The organism is Thermoanaerobacterium thermosaccharolyticum DSM 571 (genome assembly GCF_000145615.1).
GTDB classification, from domain to species: Bacteria; Bacillota; Thermoanaerobacteria; order Thermoanaerobacterales; family Thermoanaerobacteraceae; genus Thermoanaerobacterium; species Thermoanaerobacterium thermosaccharolyticum.
The window spans coordinates 1,876,327-1,896,210 of sequence record NC_014410.1 but is presented as its reverse complement, the minus strand read 5'-3'; the positions used below and the strand labels follow the sequence as shown (position 1 = coordinate 1,896,210).

24 protein-coding genes are annotated in these 19,884 nt (G+C 32.1%); 20 read left to right on the top strand and 4 right to left on the bottom strand.

Features of this window, described 5'->3' with window-relative positions; genetic code table 11:
* Window positions 1-73: 73 nt before the first annotated feature.
* Genes TTHE_RS09470 through TTHE_RS09425 form a run of 10 tightly spaced genes read left to right on the top strand, consistent with a single transcriptional unit; the run spans window position 74 to window position 7,371 of the window.
* The gene (locus TTHE_RS09470; RefSeq protein ID WP_013298364.1) at window positions 74-1,111 is read left to right on the top strand and encodes a galactitol-1-phosphate 5-dehydrogenase; all 1,038 of its coding nucleotides are present in this window, start codon (window positions 74-76) and stop codon (window positions 1,109-1,111) included.
* Window positions 1,112-1,123: 12 nt separating this feature from the next.
* The gene (locus TTHE_RS09465) at window positions 1,124-2,155 is read left to right on the top strand and encodes a zinc-binding dehydrogenase (RefSeq protein ID WP_013298363.1); all 1,032 of its coding nucleotides are present in this window, start codon (window positions 1,124-1,126) and stop codon (window positions 2,153-2,155) included.
* 19 nt (window positions 2,156-2,174) lie between these two features.
* Window positions 2,175-2,996, top strand: a complete 822-nt coding sequence (locus tag TTHE_RS09460) for a transketolase (protein WP_013298362.1) — start codon at window positions 2,175-2,177, stop codon at window positions 2,994-2,996.
* Complete coding sequence (locus TTHE_RS09455; RefSeq protein WP_013298361.1) at window positions 2,996-3,919, top strand: transketolase family protein; 924 nt, start codon at window positions 2,996-2,998, stop codon at window positions 3,917-3,919. The genes TTHE_RS09460 and TTHE_RS09455 overlap by 1 nt, the downstream gene beginning before the upstream one ends.
* A 17-nt stretch (window positions 3,920-3,936) precedes the next feature.
* Window positions 3,937-4,587, top strand: coding sequence for a fructose-6-phosphate aldolase (gene fsa, locus TTHE_RS09450; RefSeq protein ID WP_013298360.1), 651 nt, complete (start codon window positions 3,937-3,939; stop codon window positions 4,585-4,587).
* A 12-nt stretch (window positions 4,588-4,599) separates the two neighbouring features.
* A complete protein-coding gene (gene rpe / locus TTHE_RS09445) occupies window positions 4,600-5,265 on the top strand; it encodes a ribulose-phosphate 3-epimerase (protein WP_013298359.1) in 666 nt (221 codons plus the stop codon).
* Window positions 5,266-5,273: 8 nt separating this feature from the next.
* Entirely contained in the window at window positions 5,274-5,723 is a 450-nt protein-coding gene (rpiB, locus tag TTHE_RS09440) for a ribose 5-phosphate isomerase B (RefSeq protein ID WP_081441860.1), read from the top strand.
* A 16-nt stretch (window positions 5,724-5,739) separates the two neighbouring features.
* Window positions 5,740-6,405, top strand: a complete 666-nt coding sequence (locus TTHE_RS09435; protein WP_013298357.1) for a transaldolase family protein — start codon at window positions 5,740-5,742, stop codon at window positions 6,403-6,405.
* Window positions 6,406-6,418: 13 nt separating this feature from the next.
* The gene (gene rpe, locus TTHE_RS09430; RefSeq protein WP_013298356.1) at window positions 6,419-7,078 is read left to right on the top strand and encodes a ribulose-phosphate 3-epimerase; all 660 of its coding nucleotides are present in this window, start codon (window positions 6,419-6,421) and stop codon (window positions 7,076-7,078) included.
* Window positions 7,079-7,089: 11 nt separating this feature from the next.
* On the top strand, window positions 7,090-7,371 hold the full coding sequence (locus TTHE_RS09425) for a hypothetical protein (RefSeq protein ID WP_013298355.1): 282 nt from the start codon (window positions 7,090-7,092) through the stop codon (window positions 7,369-7,371).
* A gap of 35 nt (window positions 7,372-7,406) precedes the next feature.
* On the opposite strand, the gene TTHE_RS09420 is transcribed toward TTHE_RS09425, so the two are convergent.
* The 4 genes from TTHE_RS09420 to TTHE_RS09405 all read right to left on the bottom strand — a co-directional run bounded on the left by TTHE_RS09420 (window position 7,407) and on the right by TTHE_RS09405 (window position 9,764).
* Window positions 7,407-7,808, bottom strand: a complete 402-nt coding sequence (locus TTHE_RS09420; protein ID WP_013298354.1) for a nucleotidyltransferase domain-containing protein — start codon at window positions 7,806-7,808, stop codon at window positions 7,407-7,409.
* Window positions 7,768-8,199, bottom strand: coding sequence for a HEPN domain-containing protein (locus tag TTHE_RS09415; protein ID WP_013298353.1), 432 nt, complete (start codon window positions 8,197-8,199; stop codon window positions 7,768-7,770). The genes TTHE_RS09420 and TTHE_RS09415 overlap by 41 nt, the downstream gene beginning before the upstream one ends.
* A gap of 308 nt (window positions 8,200-8,507) precedes the next feature.
* On the bottom strand, window positions 8,508-8,669 hold the full coding sequence (locus tag TTHE_RS09410) for an aldo/keto reductase (RefSeq protein ID WP_013298352.1): 162 nt from the start codon (window positions 8,667-8,669) through the stop codon (window positions 8,508-8,510).
* A 114-nt stretch (window positions 8,670-8,783) separates the two neighbouring features.
* The gene (locus TTHE_RS09405; RefSeq protein WP_013298351.1) at window positions 8,784-9,764 is read right to left on the bottom strand and encodes a GerAB/ArcD/ProY family transporter; all 981 of its coding nucleotides are present in this window, start codon (window positions 9,762-9,764) and stop codon (window positions 8,784-8,786) included.
* A gap of 268 nt (window positions 9,765-10,032) precedes the next feature.
* Between TTHE_RS09405 and TTHE_RS09400 the strand changes: the two genes are divergently transcribed.
* From TTHE_RS09400 to TTHE_RS09355, 10 genes are all read left to right on the top strand, one after another.
* The gene (locus tag TTHE_RS09400) at window positions 10,033-10,599 is read left to right on the top strand and encodes a GNAT family N-acetyltransferase (RefSeq protein WP_013298350.1); all 567 of its coding nucleotides are present in this window, start codon (window positions 10,033-10,035) and stop codon (window positions 10,597-10,599) included.
* Window positions 10,600-10,674: 75 nt separating this feature from the next.
* Window positions 10,675-11,730, top strand: coding sequence for a hypothetical protein (locus tag TTHE_RS09395; RefSeq protein WP_013298349.1), 1,056 nt, complete (start codon window positions 10,675-10,677; stop codon window positions 11,728-11,730).
* A gap of 206 nt (window positions 11,731-11,936) precedes the next feature.
* Entirely contained in the window at window positions 11,937-12,848 is a 912-nt protein-coding gene (locus TTHE_RS09390) for a DNA adenine methylase (protein WP_231292642.1), read from the top strand.
* A 19-nt stretch (window positions 12,849-12,867) separates the two neighbouring features.
* On the top strand, window positions 12,868-13,527 hold the full coding sequence (locus TTHE_RS09385; protein WP_049774929.1) for a DpnII family type II restriction endonuclease: 660 nt from the start codon (window positions 12,868-12,870) through the stop codon (window positions 13,525-13,527).
* A gap of 206 nt (window positions 13,528-13,733) precedes the next feature.
* Complete coding sequence (locus TTHE_RS09380; protein ID WP_049774928.1) at window positions 13,734-14,051, top strand: DpnII family type II restriction endonuclease; 318 nt, start codon at window positions 13,734-13,736, stop codon at window positions 14,049-14,051.
* On the top strand, window positions 14,039-14,839 hold the full coding sequence (locus TTHE_RS09375; protein ID WP_013298347.1) for a TRM11 family SAM-dependent methyltransferase: 801 nt from the start codon (window positions 14,039-14,041) through the stop codon (window positions 14,837-14,839). The genes TTHE_RS09380 and TTHE_RS09375 overlap by 13 nt, the downstream gene beginning before the upstream one ends.
* A 67-nt stretch (window positions 14,840-14,906) precedes the next feature.
* Window positions 14,907-15,467, top strand: a complete 561-nt coding sequence (locus TTHE_RS09370; RefSeq protein WP_041587461.1) for a Uma2 family endonuclease — start codon at window positions 14,907-14,909, stop codon at window positions 15,465-15,467.
* A 31-nt stretch (window positions 15,468-15,498) separates the two neighbouring features.
* Window positions 15,499-17,193 (top strand): LytS/YhcK type 5TM receptor domain-containing protein, encoded by a 1,695-nt coding sequence (locus tag TTHE_RS09365; RefSeq protein ID WP_013298345.1) that lies wholly within the window; start codon window positions 15,499-15,501, stop codon window positions 17,191-17,193.
* Window positions 17,165-17,932: a LytR/AlgR family response regulator transcription factor gene (locus tag TTHE_RS09360; RefSeq protein WP_013298344.1), complete on the top strand. Its 768-nt coding sequence runs from the start codon at window positions 17,165-17,167 to the stop codon at window positions 17,930-17,932. The genes TTHE_RS09365 and TTHE_RS09360 overlap by 29 nt, the downstream gene beginning before the upstream one ends.
* A gap of 137 nt (window positions 17,933-18,069) precedes the next feature.
* Complete coding sequence (locus TTHE_RS09355; protein ID WP_013298343.1) at window positions 18,070-19,866, top strand: carbon starvation CstA family protein; 1,797 nt, start codon at window positions 18,070-18,072, stop codon at window positions 19,864-19,866.
* Window positions 19,867-19,884: the final 18 nt, after the last annotated feature.

Below are 19,884 nucleotides of genomic sequence, written 5' to 3'. Positions count from 1 at the left end.
ATTAATAAAATCCATTTCTATAATATAGATATTAATATTGATTGTCAATATTTCACTAGGAGATGATTAATTAATGAAAGCGGGAGTTTTGTTTAACGTAAATGATATTAGATATACAGATTTTCCAGATCCTATATGTGGAGAAAATGATGTAATAGTTAATGTAAAAGCATGCGGAATTTGCGGTTCGGATCCTCCTCGAATATTAAGAAACTGGAGATATAGTTTACCTGCCATACCTGGACATGAATTTTCAGGAGTTATTGTCGAGAAAGGGAAAGAAGTCAGTGATTTTGAAATAGGCGATAAAGTTGTTGTTATTCCTTTTATACCATGTGGCAAATGTGAAAATTGCTTAAAAGGTAAGTACTCGCTGTGCAATAATAATGATATGCTTGGCTCTAAGTCGTACGGCGGTTTTGCAGAATATGCAAAAGTACCATCTACAAACATATTAAAAATAAATGATATAGACTTTGAAAGTGCTGCCATGATAGAGCCTTTGGCAGTGGCAATTCATGGAGTTCTAGGTATCCAACCAGTTGTTGGTGACAACATTGCGATTATGGGTGCTGGAACATTAGGGCAATTAGTAATACAGTGGTTAAAGGTAATTGGGATAAAGGATATTATCGCTGTAGATATATCATCTACAAAGTTAAAAGAAGCTAAAGAATTAGGTGCATCAATATGTATAAATGCAAAAGAAAATGATCCTGTAAAAGAAATAATGAAACTCACATCTGGATATGGTGTTGATATTGCTTTCGAATGTGCAGGTTCAAAAGTCACACAGGAACAATGCCTTTTAGTTACTAAAAAGAGTGGGAAAATCGCATATTTAGGTATAGCATATTCCGATATTCATTTACAAGAAAATTCTTTTGAAAGCATTTTTAGAAAAGAGTTAACTTTAAAGGGATTTTGGAATTCATATTCTGCTCCATTTCCAGGTCAAGAATGGTTAAAAAGTATAAAGTATGTCGAGAATGGGAGTATCAACCTTGCTCCAATGATATCTCATCGATTTAAGTTATCACAGATTAGTGATGCATTTAATATGATCGCAGAAAGAAAAGAAGAATATAACAAAATAATGATAATTCCATAGAGGTGATATATTATGAAAGCACTATTAAAAAAAGATAATGGATTTGGAAATATGGAATTAATAGATATTGATGAACCTACTATTAATAGTGACCAGGTTAAAATAAAGGTTGCTTATTCAGGCATTTGTGGTTCTGATATTCATTCATATAAAGGAGAGTATAAAAATTTAAGACCTCCGGTCGTTTTGGGACATGAATTTTCAGGAATAGTTGTTGATGTGGGAAGCAATGTAAAAGGAATAAAGATTGGTGACAAGGTAACAAGCGAAACGACTTATTATATATGTGGCAAATGCGATTATTGTAAAAGTATAGATTATAATTTATGCCCTGACAGAAAGGGAATAGGAACGCAGGTTAATGGGAGTTTTGCCGAATATGTTGTAAATAGAGCAGAAAGCATTCATGTGTTGCCAGAAAACGTAGATTTACTTTCAGCCTCTATAACAGAACCTCTTGCGTGCTGTGTCCATGCAGTGTTAGAAAAAACGAATGTTGAACTTAGTGATATAGTTCTTATATTTGGCCCTGGCTCAATTGGACTATTAACAGCTCAGATTGTAAAAGCTAGAGGAGCATATGTAATTTTAGCGGGTATGGCAAAGGATAAAGATAGGCTAAAATTGGCTGAGTCTTTAGGGATAGATAAAACAGTTGATATTCAAAATGAAAATTTAGAAAAAATAATTAAGGATTTAACAAACGGTTATGGTGTAGATAAAGTATTTGAATGTTCAGGGTCTGTAAAGGCTGCAAATTCTGGACTTTCGTTATTAAAGAAAAAAGGAACGATGGTTCAGGTTGGTATATTTGCAAAATCAGTTAATGAACTTGATGAAGATAAAATAATACAAAAAGAAATTATATATGTCGGTTCAAGGAGTCAGAAACCAAGTTCATGGGATAAAGCGTTGTATCTATTACAAACAGGCAAAGTAAATACAAAAGCAATAATAACTGACATATACGATCTAAAAGATTGGGAAAAAGGGTTTAATAAAGTTATGAATGGGGAAGGTATAAAAATTGTTTTGAAACCATAATTTTTGAGAGGTGATAAGAGTGAATACAGCATTACTAAAAGAAAAAGCAAAAGAAATAAGAAAAGACATAATTGAAATGCTGGCAGAATCTGGTTCAGGACATCCAGGAGGATCTTTATCCTGTACCGATATTCTTACAATATTATATTTTGAAAAAATGAATATTGATCCTAATAATCCAAAGTATGAAGATAGAGATAGATTAGTGTTATCAAAAGGTCATGCAGCCCCAGCACTATATGCAGTTTTAAGTGAAAGAGGATATTTTCCTAAAGAAGAGCTAAAAAAATTAAGAAAAATAAATTCGATGTTACAGGGACATCCTGACATGAAATCAACACCTGGACTGGACATGACAACAGGTTCATTGGGTCAGGGTCTTTCTGCAGCGAATGGAATGGCACTTGCAGCTAAACTTGATAAGAAAGACTATAGAGTATATGTAATATTAGGCGATGGTGAAATACAAGAAGGTCAAATATGGGAAGCCGCAATGACAGCTGCTCATTATAAACTGGATAATTTAACAGCAATATTAGATAATAATGGGCTGCAGATTGATGGTAGAAACGAAGAAGTAATGAATATACAACCTATTGATGAAAAGTTTAGAGCGTTTGGATGGAATGCAATTGAAGCAGACGGGCATAACTTTGAAGAACTGGATAAAGCATTGGAAGAAGCAAAAGCAACGAAAGGAAAACCTACAATAATAATTGCCAAAACCATAAAAGGCAAAGGAGTATCATTTATGGAGAATCAAGTTGGTTGGCACGGCGTTGCACCAAAGAAAGAAGAAGCAGAGAAAGCCATCGAAGAACTAGAAAGAGGTGAAGCTTGATGAATAAAGCAACTAGAGAAGCATATGGCGAAGCATTAGTCGAATTAAGTAAAATAAATAAGGATGTTGTAGTTTTAGATGCGGATTTGTCCAAATCGACTAAAACTGCCGAATTTCAAAAAGTATCACCGGAAAGATTTTTCAACATCGGCATAGCGGAAGCTGATATGATAGGAACAGCAGCAGGACTTGCCACATGCGGTAAAATACCATTCGCAAGCACATTTGCAATTTTTGCAACAGGTAGAGCATATGAGCAAATTAGAAATTCGGTAGCATATCCAAAGCTTAATGTAAAAATAGCAGCTACACATGCTGGAATAACTGTAGGCGAAGACGGTGCAACACACCAGTCAATAGAAGATATTTCATTGATGAGATCAATACCAAACATGGTGGTAATAAACCCTTCGGATGACATAGAAACTAAAAGCGCTATCTTAGCTGCAGCTGAATACAAAGGGCCTGTATATATAAGACTTGGCAGAATGGCAGTTCCTACAATTCATGACGACAGTTACAAATTTCAGTTAGGGAAAGGCGAAGTAATAAAAAATGGAAAAGATGTAACGATAATAGCTACAGGTATTACAGTATCCATGGCAATCGAGGCTGCAGAAGAATTAAAAAAAGATGGAATAGATGCTGAGGTAATAAACATTCATACAATAAAACCAATAGATAAAGAATTGATAATTAAAACTGCACAAAAAACAGGCAGAATAGTAACAGTAGAGGAGCACAGTATAATAGGAGGATTAGGATCTGCTGTATGCGAAGTTCTTTCGCAAGAGTACCCAACAAAAGTAAAAATGATAGGAATAAATGATGTATTCGGACAATCTGGCAAACCGAAGGAACTACTTGAGCATTATGGAATATCAACTGCAAATATAATAAAAACTGCAAAATCATTAATTTAATATAGGAGGAATCATCTATGAAATTTTTCATTGACACAGCTAATGTTGATGAAATAAGAGAAGCCAATAAATTAGGTGTCATATCTGGTGTTACAACAAACCCTTCATTAATTGCAAAAGAAGGAAGAGATTTTATTGAAGTTGTTAAAGAAATAACAACAATAGTAGATGGTCCAATAAGTGCAGAAGTAATAAGCACTGACTCAGAAGGAATGGTAAAAGAAGCAAGAGAGCTTGCAAAAATCCATAAAAATATTGTAATAAAAATACCTATGACAGCGGAAGGGTTAAAAGCAGTAAATGCACTATCAAAAGAAGGGATAAAGACCAACGTTACACTGGTATTTTCAGCCACACAAGCACTTCTTGCTGCACGTGCAGGTGCAACTTATGTGAGCCCATTTGTAGGAAGATTAGATGATATGAGTACAGATGGAATGTCATTGATATCTCAAATTGTTCAGATATTTAGGAATTATGGAATTAAAACAGAAATTATAGTTGCAAGCGTAAGAACACCAATGCATGTATTGGAAGCTGCAAAATTAGGAGCAGATATTGCAACAGTACCGTACAAAGTGCTTATGCAAATGGTGAAACATCCGTTGACAGACATAGGAATAGAGAAATTTATAAATGATTGGAAAAACGCAAAATTAAAAATATGATAGGTGGTAAAAATGAATCCAACAATAAACCCATCAATATTATCTGCGAATTTCTGTAATATAGAAAAAGATATTAAAATCCTTGAAAAGAACTCCATAACATCGATACATATCGATGTTATGGATGGTAACTTTGTGCCTAATATAGCATTTGGAATTGATCAAATAAGAGCAATAAGAGAAATAACAGAAATGAAATTTGACATACATTTAATGATAAATGATCCGGATAAATTTATTGAAAGATTTGTAGACGCAGGAGCTGATAATATAACAGTACATGCGGAGGCATGTCCTCATCTTTATAGAACAATAGAACTTATAAAGAAATACGGTGTTAGTGTCGGCATAGCTTTAAATCCTGCGACATCCATAGAATCATTACGTTATCTATATAAATTAATAGATAAGGTACTGATTATGACAGTCGAACCTGGATTTGGCGGGCAAAACTTTATAGAAGAAATGAAAAACAAGCTAAAAGACCTTGTGACAATTAAAGAAAAATATAACTATAATTTCTCGATTCAGGTGGACGGTGGAATAAGCAAAGACAACGTAGAAGAGATAGTAAAATTAGGTGTTACAGATGTGGTTATAGGTTCATCCATATTCAAGAATAATGAAATAGAAAAAAATCTAAAGGAAATATATAGTGCATTAAAAATGGAAGGATGATATATATGATAATATCATTAGGATGCGATCATGGTGGATATGAGCTAAAAGAGATAATAAAGAAACATTTAGAAGATAAAAATATAGAATATAAAGATTTTGGCACACATTCGAAAGAATCTGTAGATTATCCTGAATATGCACTAAAGGTAGCAGAAAGCATAAGAAATGGAGAAAGTGACTTAGGTATATTATGTTGTGGCACAGGCATAGGGATATCAATTGCTGCGAATAAAGTTCCTGGAATAAGGGCTGCTGTTGTAGGAGATGTATTTTCTGCAAGGGCTTGCAAAGAACACAACAATGCAAACATAATATGCCTTGGAGGAAGGGTAACAGGTTCAGGACTTGCTTTAATGATAGTAGACGAATGGCTTAATGCTGAATTTAGTGGCGGAAGGCATCAAAAAAGAATAGATAAAATAACTGAAATTGAAAAGAAGTATAGTATAAAATAGTTTGGAGGAATTATAATTGGATCTATTTTTAGATACGGCGGACATTGAGCAAATAAAACAGGGCTTTAACATCGGGATATTAAAAGGTGTAACGACAAATCCATCTATACTTTTAAAAGCTGGAAAATCGAGAAGCGACACTATAAAAGCTATATTAGAAAACAGTAATGGGCTATTATTTGTGCAAACCGTATCAGATAAATATAGAGATATTATGATTGAAGCAAATGAACTATTAAGCTTTGACAGCAAAAGAATTGGAATAAAAATACCTGTGACTCCTGATGGCATTAAAGCGATTCAAGAACTAAAGAAGAGTTCTGTAAAGACTCTTGCAACAGCAGTGTTTAGTACAAGTCAAGCAATTATCTCTGCTATTGCAGGAGCTGATTATATTGCTCCGTATATAAATAGAATGGAGCAAAATGGAATAGATGCGATTGAGGTAATAAAAGAAATAAGAAATATATATGAAATGAATTGCTTTGAGACAAAGATATTAGCTGCAAGTTTTAGAAATGTAGAACAAGTAATTCGCACAATTAAAGCAGGTGCACATTCTGTTACAATTTCGTACGAACTTTTTTGTGATATGTTCAATAATTACTTAACTGATAAAAGTATAAAAAAATTTGCTGAAGATTGGGTAGCTCTCAATGAAAAGATTAAAATAAAACAATAAAGGATGGATATTGATGATAAGATTTGCTGCGTCGATAATGTGCGCAAATCAGCTTGAACTAAAAAATGAATTAAAAAGATTAGAAGATGCGCATATTGATATGCTTCATTGTGATGTTATGGACGGGGTTTTTGTAAATAATTTAGCTATGGGACCCTATGTTATAGAAAGAATAAAAGAATTTACAAAAATTCCGCTTGATATACACTTTGCGACTGTTGAGCCTGAAAAATTTATCAAGATGTTTTTACACATTAAACCTGAATTTATTTCTTTTCATGCGGAAACTACAAAGGATTATTATAAAATAGTAAGATTAATCAAAGATGAAGGTATAAAAGCATCTATAGCAATAAGTCCTGACACATCAATCGACGTTATAAAAAGTGTATTAAAAGATCTAGATATGGTGCTTATAATGACAGTTAATCCGGGTTTTAGCGGTCAAAGTTTTAGATCATATGTTATTGAAAAAATCAAAAGGGTAAAAGAAATTTGTTCTAATGAAGGTATAAATCCTCTGATTGAAGTTGACGGCAGTATAAATGAAAAAACAATTCCCAAAGTCATTGAAGCAGGTGCAAATGTTTTAGTATTGGGGACTTCATCAATATTTAATACAAAAACTGTAGATTATTCTTATTATATTAGAAATATTAAGAATAGTTTATAAGAGGTGTTTACATGTTCAAATATATGGAGGCAGAGTTATTTTGCTTACATTGCAACAAAAACACAAATCACGTTATTTTTTATAATGATGACGGAAAAATCATTAGAATCAAATGCCAACAATGTAAAACTGAAATAGAATTAAAAGATGATTTTATTGCAAAAAATAATGGGTTATTAGAAAAGTCTTTTAAGATAACAGAAGACTTGATAAGCGAATTAAATAAATTTTTATTTTCAATACCTATTAAAATTCTAAAATCGCCAAGTGATTTTATAAATAAAAAAAATTAAAATAAGTATTGATTGCGGCTATGATAGCCGTTTTTTTACTGTATTTCTCCAACATAACCTGAAAGAATATCTTTTTTTAGTTTATCCCATATTCCGTCATCATAAATTACAATACCCTTTTCAATTGCTTCAATAGAAATGGGGTTATTTTTAAAATATAGTTTTTTAAATTCCTCGGTGTTATAGCCTTTTGGTTCGATTGCATCAAAAACGTAATCATAAAGTAATTTCATTCTTTCTTTATAATTAATAGGTATTTTATCAGATATTAATATTACATCAATATCACTACTATCGTTAAAATCCCCTCTGGCAACTGAACCGATTATAATTGCACACATAGGATGTAAAACATTACTAATAATTTCTGAGTATTTCTTACCTATATCTATAAGATTATTTCTTTTCTTTTCCCTTATTATCATTGCTGCATTCATTTATGTATTCCTCCACATAATTTAGAATATTTTGAGCATATTCCAATGATATTTTAGCATCATTTTCATCATAATATTCGTAAGGACTTCCTGATGGGTAAGCATCCGGGTATCGTGGTTGAATGTAATCTCTGTCAAGTTTTCTAGCCCATTTATTATATTCATCAGGTTTATTAATTCCAGCATTATCAAGGTCATTTGCTAATTTAACTAGTGAATGGCCTACTATAGAAATGCCAAACGCTCTTAAAAGTGCTTTAACAGCATATTCAGCGGCTTGTTGCGCTTTAAAACATGACCATGAATAATCTCCATCTTTATAATCTCTATAAGCTGATTTAAAAGTGTGAATTGCTTGGTTAAACCATCTATTATATTCATCTATATCCATTCTATTCACCACCAATAAACACAATTTACTATTTTAATATATTATACATTAGCATTTTTGAATACACAACCACAAGTAATTATTATAAAGTTCTTTGGACAAACATTGACATGAATTATTTGGCATTGTATATGACTACAGTAAAATTAGATTAGTTCTTCTATTTCCAATATCATGTTTGTAAGGTTTTAAAAGAAATACTATAAACTGAATTATAATGCAAAAACAAATGCATGGGATGTAACGGAATGGATTCTCGCATTTTATTATCAAGTGGATGCCATACAAAACTATGAATTAGAGTAAATTTATAAACTTAAAGAAAAAGCTAATCGCTTCTTAATTCCTCGATCAATTGCATCAGATACCAAATTGTTAGCTTTACTTTGCTCCATATTCATAACTAGTATTCCGCCAAAACCAATAATCGAAAGCACCTCGCCAGTTTTTCCTAGAGTTCTTTTAATCATTTATATCACTCCTTTAAGGCTATAATATAACACAAAAATAGCAAAATCAAGAGAAATATGTAATATATTCTAGTTAATTTTAAGATAGTGTCTTACTAAAATGAATAAATTAATTTACGATTTTAAGTTGCGTTTTTTAACAAAATAAGCTATTAACAAAAGTAAAGGTACTATAATTTGCAGCGGCACATGGATATAAAGGGACACCAGTGGAAGCTCAACTGGTATTTGTATAAAATATGATTCTGCTGTGATAATTGACAGAGCATAAATGATTGCAGCAGTTGGAATAAGCAAAAATTTATATTCCTTTATATCAAAAACTGACTGAGATGCTTTCAAACCAGCGTAAGCGAAAATAATGATTTTGATTAAATTGCCTATTATCATAAGAGCAATATACAAAGAATCGAGATTTCTAAAAAAGCCTAGTGAAATAAGCCGCGTCATCGAATAAAATGGGAAGTTGATCCTAGAAGCTTCATAGACGCCAATAGCAGATATAATGTTTATATTATTGAATGCAAGAAACAACCCTGTCAGTATAAATACAACAAAAGAATGTTTGAATAGCTCTTTTTTGTTTGGCACTTCTGGAAATATCATCATAAAAACAATGATTTCTCCAAAGGGAAAAGTCAAAATTTGTGGATATGCCGCTTTTATAATTGGCATTATTCCGTCTCCAAGTATTGGAGTAATCTTATTTAAACTATAACCAGGAATAGTAAAAGCAAAAAGAAATACAACTAAAATTAATGAAATAAATCCTGGCAATAAAATACTAGCAACTTTTAAAGTGACACTTATGTCAAAAAGTAGAAAATATGTTACCACAATCATCAAAAATATTGCTATAACCTTAATAGGCGACATAGGAAAGATGCTGCCTGTGCTGAGTTCTAAATAATCCCTTGTGACTCTTGCCGCCATATAAAAAAAATAAAGCATATAGACTGCCGATAATACTTTCCCTATTGGTTTTACAAAACTTAATTTCAATATTTCTGTTAAATTTAACCTATATTGTTGGTACAAAAAAATGTACAAGTATAAAAGTGGCAGTGCTGATGCCATTGCTAATAATATTGCCATCCATGAATCCTGCTTTGCTGATATTCCATGAGCAAATAAAATAGTATTTCCTATTCAAATAAAAAAATCGAGAATAATAGTTCTTTTTGCGTGACGCTTTTCATATACTTACATCCTCACATTTCTATACTGACATTATTAGTTTTAAATGTTAATTACAAATTATTCGAAGATTTGTAAAGATATTTGCGTGATAGAAATTTCTTGACATATGAAATTTGAAAAAATAAAATTGTATTAATATTACATTTAACTGGGGGGAGATTACATGTATTACAAGAAATTAATAGGAGAAAAGTGTTACTTATCGCCTATGAATGTGGATGATTACGAAAAATACTCAGAATGGGTAAATGACATGGAAGTTGCGGCTGGAATGCTTTTTGCATCACAGATTGTTACAAAAGAGAAAGAAAAAGAAATTTTAGAAACATTATCGAGAGAATACAATTTTGCGATAGTAGACATTAAGACAGACCAGCTTATAGGCAATCTCGGTTTTCCTAAACTAGATTACATAAATAGAGTTGCTGAAGTAGGATTATTTATAGGCAATAAAGAATATTGGGGCAAGGGCTATGGTCAAGAGGCACTTAATTTAGCACTTGATTTTGGATTCAGCATTCTTAATATGCACAATATTTATTTAAGAGTTTATTCTTACAACAAACCGGCTATATCTTGCTACAAAAAAGTTGGCTTCAAAGAAGCAGGGAGGATAAGAGAAGCAAAAAGAATAGCAGGTGAAAGGTATGACGAGATAATCATGGATATATTGGAAGACGAATATGAATCAGTCTATATCAAAAAAATCGTAAGCGAAAAAAATTTTTAAAAGCGTATATAAGATTTTTAAGCTTTCCCTATATTATAAGTGAAACCAAAAATAAAATATAGGGAGAGGATACAGATGTTAGGAATAAATTACATATACGATAATTTAAACAGCTTTTCAGGGAGTGAAGTAAAACTTCTATTGTTTCTATTAAAGCATGCTGATAAAAATCCGGTGCACATTACAACGGACGAATTTCAAAATGGCAAACTAGATGATACCAAGAAAAGATTGGACACTGGAACAGGACTGTCAGCCGGTGCAATTTCTGAATCAATAAAAAAGCTGATCGACAAAAAGCTTCTGATATGCTTTATTGACAATGTAGACATGGGCAGAATAAAAAAGTATTACATGCTTTCAGATAATAAAGATGTCAGAAGCATAACGTATGCTTTTGATAAGGAGACTGGTGAATTTATAAGCTATGAAAAATGGTTTGAATCACTTAATCTTGATGCAACTACAAAAAATGAAACCACGTTATTAAATAATAGTTCGTCAAAATCTGAAACCATTGAAAATTCACCAGTTTCAAAAAATGACGACATATATACTATGTATAATAATATATATGTATCATATCAATCAGATAGATTGAAAGATAATAATAATGTGATAGATCAATCTATCAATGATTCTAGAGATAGATCTGATTTAGATAATCATTCTATCCATCATAGAGACTTTAATAATACGTTAGAAAGTGTACCATCGTATGTGAAACTCAAGGAAGAGGCAGAAAAACACAATAAAATAGAGCAATCAAAAAATGAAGTATCAAATTTTACTAAATCAAAAAACGAAATCACAATATCAAGCGCCCTAATTGATGCTATAAAAAGCAAGTACAAATTGAATGACGACGATATAAAAGTCTGCTTATCAAGGATGAAGGGAAAAGAGATTAAGTACCCTGCAAAATTTCTAAATAAAGTTGCAGAAAATTATGTAAAAGAAAAAGAATTGTTTTCACAAATAGAAAACACGCAGAATAAAAAAACTAATTATGAAGTACCGCGAAACTATTTCAACTCATATCCCCAGAGAAAGTACAACATAGAAGAGCTTGAGAGGTACCTTTTGACAGGTAGAGCTAGCGATGATCACGTATTTCCGTCATTTACGTAGGAGACTATTTAGTTTATGAGCGAGTGCAATTTGCTAACTTATGAGTTATTAACTTTAAAGTTGACTCACAAGTTAATTGATATTTTTTGAATAAAATTTATTTGATGGTATAATTAAAAAAGAAAAATTGTGACTTAGTGAATGGATGGGATTTAATAATGAATGAGCAACTTGTAATAAATGGCATTGATAATAAAAAATGCGTAATGACAAATGCAAAACCATTTTTAAAATGGGCTGGAGGCAAAACTCAGCTTTTAAACGAGCTAAATAGCAGATTACCATTACTAATAATACAGAAACGTGAGATAGAAAGTTATATTGAACCTTTTGTAGGTGGAGGAGCCTTTTTCTTTTTTTTAAAAAATAATTATAACGTAAAAGAATCTTTTTTGATAGATTCAAACAAAGAGTTAATTGTGGGATATAGAGCTATACAAAATAATGTAGAAGATTTAATATTCGAATTGAAAGATATTGAAAGTAGATATTTACAATTATCAGATGAAGATAGAAAAGAATTTTATTATAATATTAGAGAAGAGTATAACACTCAAAAAGATACATTTAATTATTTTATGTATAATTCCGATTGGATAAGAAGAGCTTCTTACTTGATTTTTTTAAATAAAACTTGCTTTAATGGTTTATTTAGGCTAAATAGAAATGGAAGTTTTAATGTGCCTTTTGGCAAATATAATAAGCCTAAAATTTGTGATAAAGAAAATTTATATGAGGTTAGTAAAGCATTAATAGACACAGAAATAATATGTGCAGATTTCGAAGAGTCAAAAAAATATGTAAAAAAGGGTAGCCTTTTATATCTTGATCCACCGTATCGGCCTTTAAGTTCGACTTCAAACTTCACATCATACAATGAATCTGGATTTGGTGATTGTGATCAAGTAAGATTATCTGAGTTTTTTAAAGAAATGGATAAAAAAGGAGCTTATCTAATATTAAGCAATTCAGATCCTAAAAACATTGATAAAGATGATGATTTTTTTGATAAGTTATATTCTGGGTTTATCATCGAAAGAGTTAGTGCAAAAAGATACATTAATAGCAAAGGTAATGGGCGGGGGCCAATTAATGAGCTTATAATTAGGAATTTTTAATATTATTAGGGGGATTTATATGGATTCAATCTATTTTAATTTTTTAGGAATGAAAAATTTAGAAGATGTTATAGAAAAATTTCACAATACATTAGTTGATACAAATAGGAGCTACAAATTTTTTGTGGATTGGGACAAAGTAAAAAGACACGTTGATAAGTATAAGATTGAGTTTAATATTTTAAACACATTGATTGGGAATAAACAATTTGATGACGATTTAAAAAAAATTTTGTCAAATTATCCTCAAGTTCTTTCTACTATTCCAATTTTATTAGCAATACGAGAACAAAAGCTGACAGTTATTGATGATTTTAATGATAAGAATTTTAGCATAGTTCATTATGATTTTAATAAAAAGACTTTGACAAACACAGATATTGACGATATTGTTGAGTTCTTTGAAAAAACCGGTTTAAAGAGATTTTTTCTTGAATTATCTTCAAAAAGTGTACAAGATTACGTGCTGGGTATCGAAGTTGGCATGGATACCAATGCACGTAAAAACAGAAGTGGAGATGCTATGGAATTGATGCTAAAACCGATGATTGAAAAAATAGCATCTAATGGAAAAAATTCTTTTAATATATTGTTTCAAAAAAAGTTTCAGTACTTAGATGATAATTATAACATACATGTAAATTCTTCAAGTGAACCTACTCCATCCTATAGAGGATGAAGCTTCCTACTTCATAGACCGTTGCCTACTGTTATTCACAGCAGGTCTTACACAATCTCCATAGGCGTAATTTCGGGAGGAACCTTCCCTACAAAAATATTACTCTTAGGCTGTTATGCCTAATTGTCTTTACTTTTTACTCCTGATAATATTATAGCATATAATGTTATGGAAAACAATAGAAATTCATCTCCCACCTATAGAGGATGGGAGACTTCTTTCAAGCCTTCGTTAAAAATAGAAAAGCTGATTTTATTATAATAAAAAATGGCAATAAAGTTGTAAATATAGAAGTCAATTTTTATTCGGGTACTGGTTCAAAACCTCAGGAAATAGTTGATTCATATATAGAAAGGCAAAATGAATTAAAAGAAAATGGCTTTGAATTCATCTGGATAACCGATGGGATTGGCTGGAAAGGTCAAAAAAATCAATTGCATAAAGGCTTTGAAAGAGTTAATTACCTATTAAATCTATATTTTGTACGGAAAGGGTTATTGGAGGAAATTTTATGGAGAATATAAATTTCAAAAAAGAAATAACAACTGTTTGGTCATTTCCAGAAAGAGGAGATTGGGCAACACATAATGGAAAATACAGAGGAAATTTTGCACCGCAAGTTCCAAGAAATATTATATTGCGTTATTCAAAAGAAAATGATATTGTATTAGATCCTATGGTTGGAAGCGGTACTACTTTGGTAGAGGCAAAATTATTGAATAGAAGAGGAATTGGTTTTGATATTAATCCTGATGCAATCGATATTACAAAACGAAATTTGAATTTCGGTGCTAATTTTAGTGGTAAGTGTAAATTTGAACCTGATGCAAAAATAGGTGACATTAGAAACCTTAAAGAAATCGATGACAACAGTATTGATTTAATTATAACGCATCCTCCATATCTAAATATTATAAAATATTCAAATGGTAATATAGAGGGCGATTTATCAAATATTTCAGGAGTAAAGAAGTTTTTAAATGAGTTGGAAAAAGGTGTTTCAGAGCTTTTCAGGGTTTTAAAGAATAATAGGTATTGTGCAATATTAATAGGTGATACTAGAAAAAGCGGACATTATGTTCCATTGGCTTTTTATGTAATGCAACTTTTTCTTAAAAATGGCTTTATATTGAAGGAAGATATTATAAAAGTACAACATAATTGCAAATCAACACCATATTGGGAAAGTCAGGTGGAAAAATATAATTTTTATTTAATAATGCATGAGCATTTATTTGTATTTAGAAAGCCTGACATAGACGAAGATGTAAGTAAGGTAAGATACAGCACGTGGCAAGGAAATATATGGTAGTAATAGCAGTATAAATTTGTGTTACGTCATTTATGATTATGATATAATCAAAATGGGTGATGTAGATATGAGTAAAATAATAAAAAATAATTATACGGAAGTGGATTATGAAAACTGGCCAGAAGATGAAAGAGTAGAATTAATTGATGGACAGATTTATATAATGGCTCCGCCGTCAAGGGTACATCAAGAAGTTTCAATGCAATTGTCAGTTTTAATATATAATTATATTGCTTCAAAGGGTGGAAGATGCAAAGTTTATTCTGCACCGTTTGACGTTCGATTAAAAGATAAAAACGATAAAATAAGCAGAGTACAACCTGATATATCTATTGTATGTGATGAGAAAAAGCTAAATGATAAAGGGTGTGATGGTGCGCCTGATATGATAATAGAGATAGCTTCACCATCTTCTTTGTCAAGAGATTATGTTGTAAAAGTGAATTTGTATCAAAATTCAGGTGTAAAAGAATACTGGATAGTCAATCCACATAAAAAAAGCATTATAGTTTTTAGAATGAACCAAAATGATGAATATAATGAGGTAGATCAATACAGCTTTGACGATACTATTAAAGTTGGCATATTCGAGGATTTAAAGATAGATTTTAAAAACATATCGATGTAAAAATCAATTAGACGTAATTGGAGATGAAATTATGTTAAACTTGCTTATTTTGTTGGCCGAAAGGTTCAGCATGATAGGACTTTTGGCTTTTATCTTGTCAAAGGCAAATTTTTTTAAGAAGGTTATAAGCAATAATGTAAGTTATAAGGATCTTTCGATACTCATAGCCATATTCAGCTTGATTGGCATCATAGGAACGTATGTAGGGATTCCTATAAATGGTGCTATTGCCAATTCAAGAGTTGTAGGTCCTATGATAGCAGGTCTCTTAGGTGGTCCTTTTATCGGGCTTATTGTGGGATTTATAGCTGGATTTCACAGATTTCTAATAGGAGGATTTACGGCTTTAGCGTGTGGAATATCGACTACTCTGGAAGGACTTATAGGCGGCATCATAAAGAAATACTATAAAAATACGGTTGACTGGAAAGTAGCATTTTTAGCAGGCATCATAGGCGAGACGCTGCAGATGGTATTGATCCTTGCTATATCGAGACCTTTTTCCAGTGCATTATCACTTGTAAAAGTGATTGGCATACCTATGATACTAGTTAATTCAACTGGGATTGCCGTGTTTATGCTTATCATCAAATCAGTATTTGACGAGATTGACACGATACAGTCAAGACAAGCCAAGATAATCCTTGATATTACGTCTAAAGCAATACCGTATATTAGAAATGGGCTTAATAGTGATACGGCAAAAATTGTTTCCGAGATCATATACGAGGCGATTGATGTAGATGCTGTTGCGATAACTGACATGAAGACGATTTTGGCATCCGTAGGATTAGATGAGGCAAATAAAAAATGTCATCTATTTAAAAAGTCTGAAGTGAATGCATTTAGATTTAAAAAGGTTTATGTGGACAACAATAAAAGAGGTTTAGGTCTATTATCATCTGTGACAGCACCGCTTTACTGCTACGATGAATTAGTTGGCACACTTAAAATTTTTCGAAAGAATAAGTTTGTAAACAGCACAGATATAGAAGTAGCAAAAGGATTAAGCAATTTAATATCAAATCAGCTTGAGATTGCAGATGCGGAAAATCAAAAAAGGATTGCTAATGAAATGAAGTTTAATGCGCTGCAAGCACAGATAAATCCTCACTTTTTGTTTAATGCATTAAATACGGTGATTTCCTTTATACAATACAATCCTGATGGTGCCAGCAAACTGCTTATTACTTTAAGCGAATATCTAAGAAATAACCTTAGGTACGCAGGAAAGTGGATAAAGATTTGTAAGGAACTTGAAAATATAGATGCGTATTTGTTCATTGAGAAAGCACGCTTTGGAGATAAGATCAATGTGGTAAAGGATATTGATGAGAATCTACTAAATATGTATATACCGGCTTTATTGATTCAACCTATTGTGGAAAATGCTGTAAAGCACGGCATCTTGCCAAAGGATAATGGCGGTACGGTTGTAATAAAGATCAAAGATAACAATGACTTTATTAGATTCTCTGTGGAAGATGACGGCGAAGGAATCGAGTATGAAATGCTTAAGAAGATAGTAAAAGAAGATTATGGCACTAATATGGGTATTGGACTTCATAATGTGTATGAAAGGATTCAAAGTATACACAGAGGTGCTTTATTTAAGATCGAGAGTAAAAAGGGATATGGCACAAAAGTGATATTTGACTTTCCTAAATGCCAAGAGAAGGATAAGGAGGAAATTACTAATGATATTGAGATCGCTAGTAGTAGATGATGAGCTTCCGGCTATAGAAGGTCTGAAATATCTTTTAAGTGATTATAAAAATACTATTGAAGTTATAGGAACAGCTAAGAATGGTACAGAAGCTTTTGATAAGATACTTAGTTTGAAGCCTGATGTCGTTTTTTTAGATATTAACATTCCTAAGTTAAATGGGATTAATGTTGCAAATAATATAACTTCTTTAGATAAGGTTCCGCTTGTTGTGTTTGTTACAGCATACGACAGCTATGCAATAGAAGCTTTTGAAATAGGCGCTATAGACTATTTACTTAAGCCTATAAACCCATGTAGATTGAATAAGACGATAAACAAAATTGTAAATATGTACGATAAACCAGATATGTGGCAACTTTACTTAGATAATGAAACTAGATTTTTTGAAGGCCAATTTCATAAATTACCAGTAGAAAAGTTTGGCAGGATCAAGCTTGTAGATTTTAACGAAATTGTATATGCAGAAGCGATGGATGGGAAGGTACTTGTAAAAACTAAGAATGACATTTTTGACTACAATGATACAATGAAGAATTTAGAAAATAGGCTTAGTGAATCTATTTTCTTTAGAGTTCAAAAGAGTTTTATTGTAAATCTAAATAATATTTTGGAGATACTGCCTTGGTTTAAGGGTACTTACTGGCTTGTTATGGATGACGACAAAAAGACAAAGATATCAGTCAGTAAAAACAAGATTAGAGAGCTAAAAAAGATATTTGGACTTGAGAAAAATTAGCAGTGTAAATATTTCTTTTTAATACAGTATATTTCTTTTTAGTCCAGTATTTTTAACTCTTATGGAAAATTTAATGAATTTATCACGGTTATGCTATATACTCCTTATAGAATTTGGAATATAAGGAGGTTTCTATGATGAGTGCAATTGTTTTGGTAATTGCTGCAGCGTGTATATTTGTATTGGCTTATCGCTTTTATGGTGTTTTCATTGCATCAAAAGTCTTAATGCTGGATGAAACAAGAAAAACACCTGCATACGCATTAGAAAATGGTTACGACTACGTGCCGACAAATAAGTGGGTACTTTTTGGACATCATTTTGCGGCTATTGCAGGAGCAGGTCCTTTGGTAGGTCCAGTTCTTGCTGCACAGTTTGGCTATTTGCCTGGTGCATTGTGGATCTTGATAGGTGCTGTTTTGGCAGGTGCAGTACACGATATAGTTATTTTATTTGCATCTGTAAGGCATGAAGGGAAGTCGCTGGCTGAGATTGCCAGAGCAGAAGTAGGCAAATTTTCAGGCTTTGCAGCTACGATTGCTGTAATATTTATTTTGCTTATTACTGTTGCAGGTCTTGCAATCGTTGTCGTAAACTCACTCTTTAATAGTCCATGGGGGACATTTACTGTAGGAGCTACAATACCAATTGCTCTTTTTATGGCTGTCTATATGAAATGGATAAGGCCAAATAAAGTCGCAGAAACAACTATTATAGGTGTTGTCTTAATGATAGTTTCAGTCGTTGTAGGACCAATGGTTCAACATTCTGTCTTAGCACCTTATTTAACTTTTAATCAACATCAAATGACAGTGTTATTGGCTCTTTATGGGTTAATTGCTGCTGTCCTTCCGGTTTGGCTGCTTTTAACACCGAGGGATTATTTAAGCACTTATATGAAAATAGGCGTTATATCTTTATTAGCAATAGGCGTAATATTTGTAAATCCTATAATAAAAATGCCGGCTATGACAAAGTTTATACATGGCGGTGGACCTATTATTCCAGGTAAAGTTTGGCCGTTTGTATTTATAACGATTGCGTGTGGTGCATTATCTGGATTTCATTCATTGATTTCGACTGGTACGACACCAAAGATGATCAAAAATGAAAAGGATATTTTACCTATTGGTTACGGTGCAATGTTAGTAGAAGGTTTTGTATCTATAATGGCATTGATTGCTGCTACTAGCTTGCATCCTGGTGACTATTTTGCCATAAATGTACCGTCCCAGATATTTGCACATCTTGGAATGAATACTGTTGATCTTTCAGCGCTTTCAAAAGCAGTAGGAGAGACTTTGGCAGGAAGGACTGGTGGTGCGGTTACTTTAGGCGTAGGTATGTCTTACATTTTTTCATCTATACCAGGTTTTAAAGAATTGATGTCATATTTGTATCATTTCTCAATACTTTTTGAAGCCTTGTTTATACTGACGACAGTCGATGCAGGCACAAGAATTGGAAGATATGTTTTGCAAGAAGCTGGCGGATATATCTACAAGCCATTAAAAAATAAGAATTGGTGGCCAGGTATCATAATCACAAGTATTGTATTTACATCTGCGTGGGGTTATCTAGTGTACAATGGCAGCATATCTACAATATGGCCTTTATTTGGTACATCAAATCAGCTTTTGGCATCAATTGCATTAGCAATCGGAACGACAATGCTTTTAAAAAGAGGAAAGGCAAAGTACATTGCCATAACAGCAGTACCCTTCGCATTCATGATCGTTACGACAGTGACAGCGGCATATCTAAATATAGTCACAAACTATCTGCCATCAGGCAATACAGTTTTAATAGTTTTCTCAATAATAATTCTATTGTTAGCTGTAGCTATAAGCATCGATTGTGTGACGAAGTGGATTAAGATATACAGAGAATTGCATTCGCAAAATGTAGCTGCAAATTTAGAAACATCCAATTAAAAATTATTAGAAAGGACA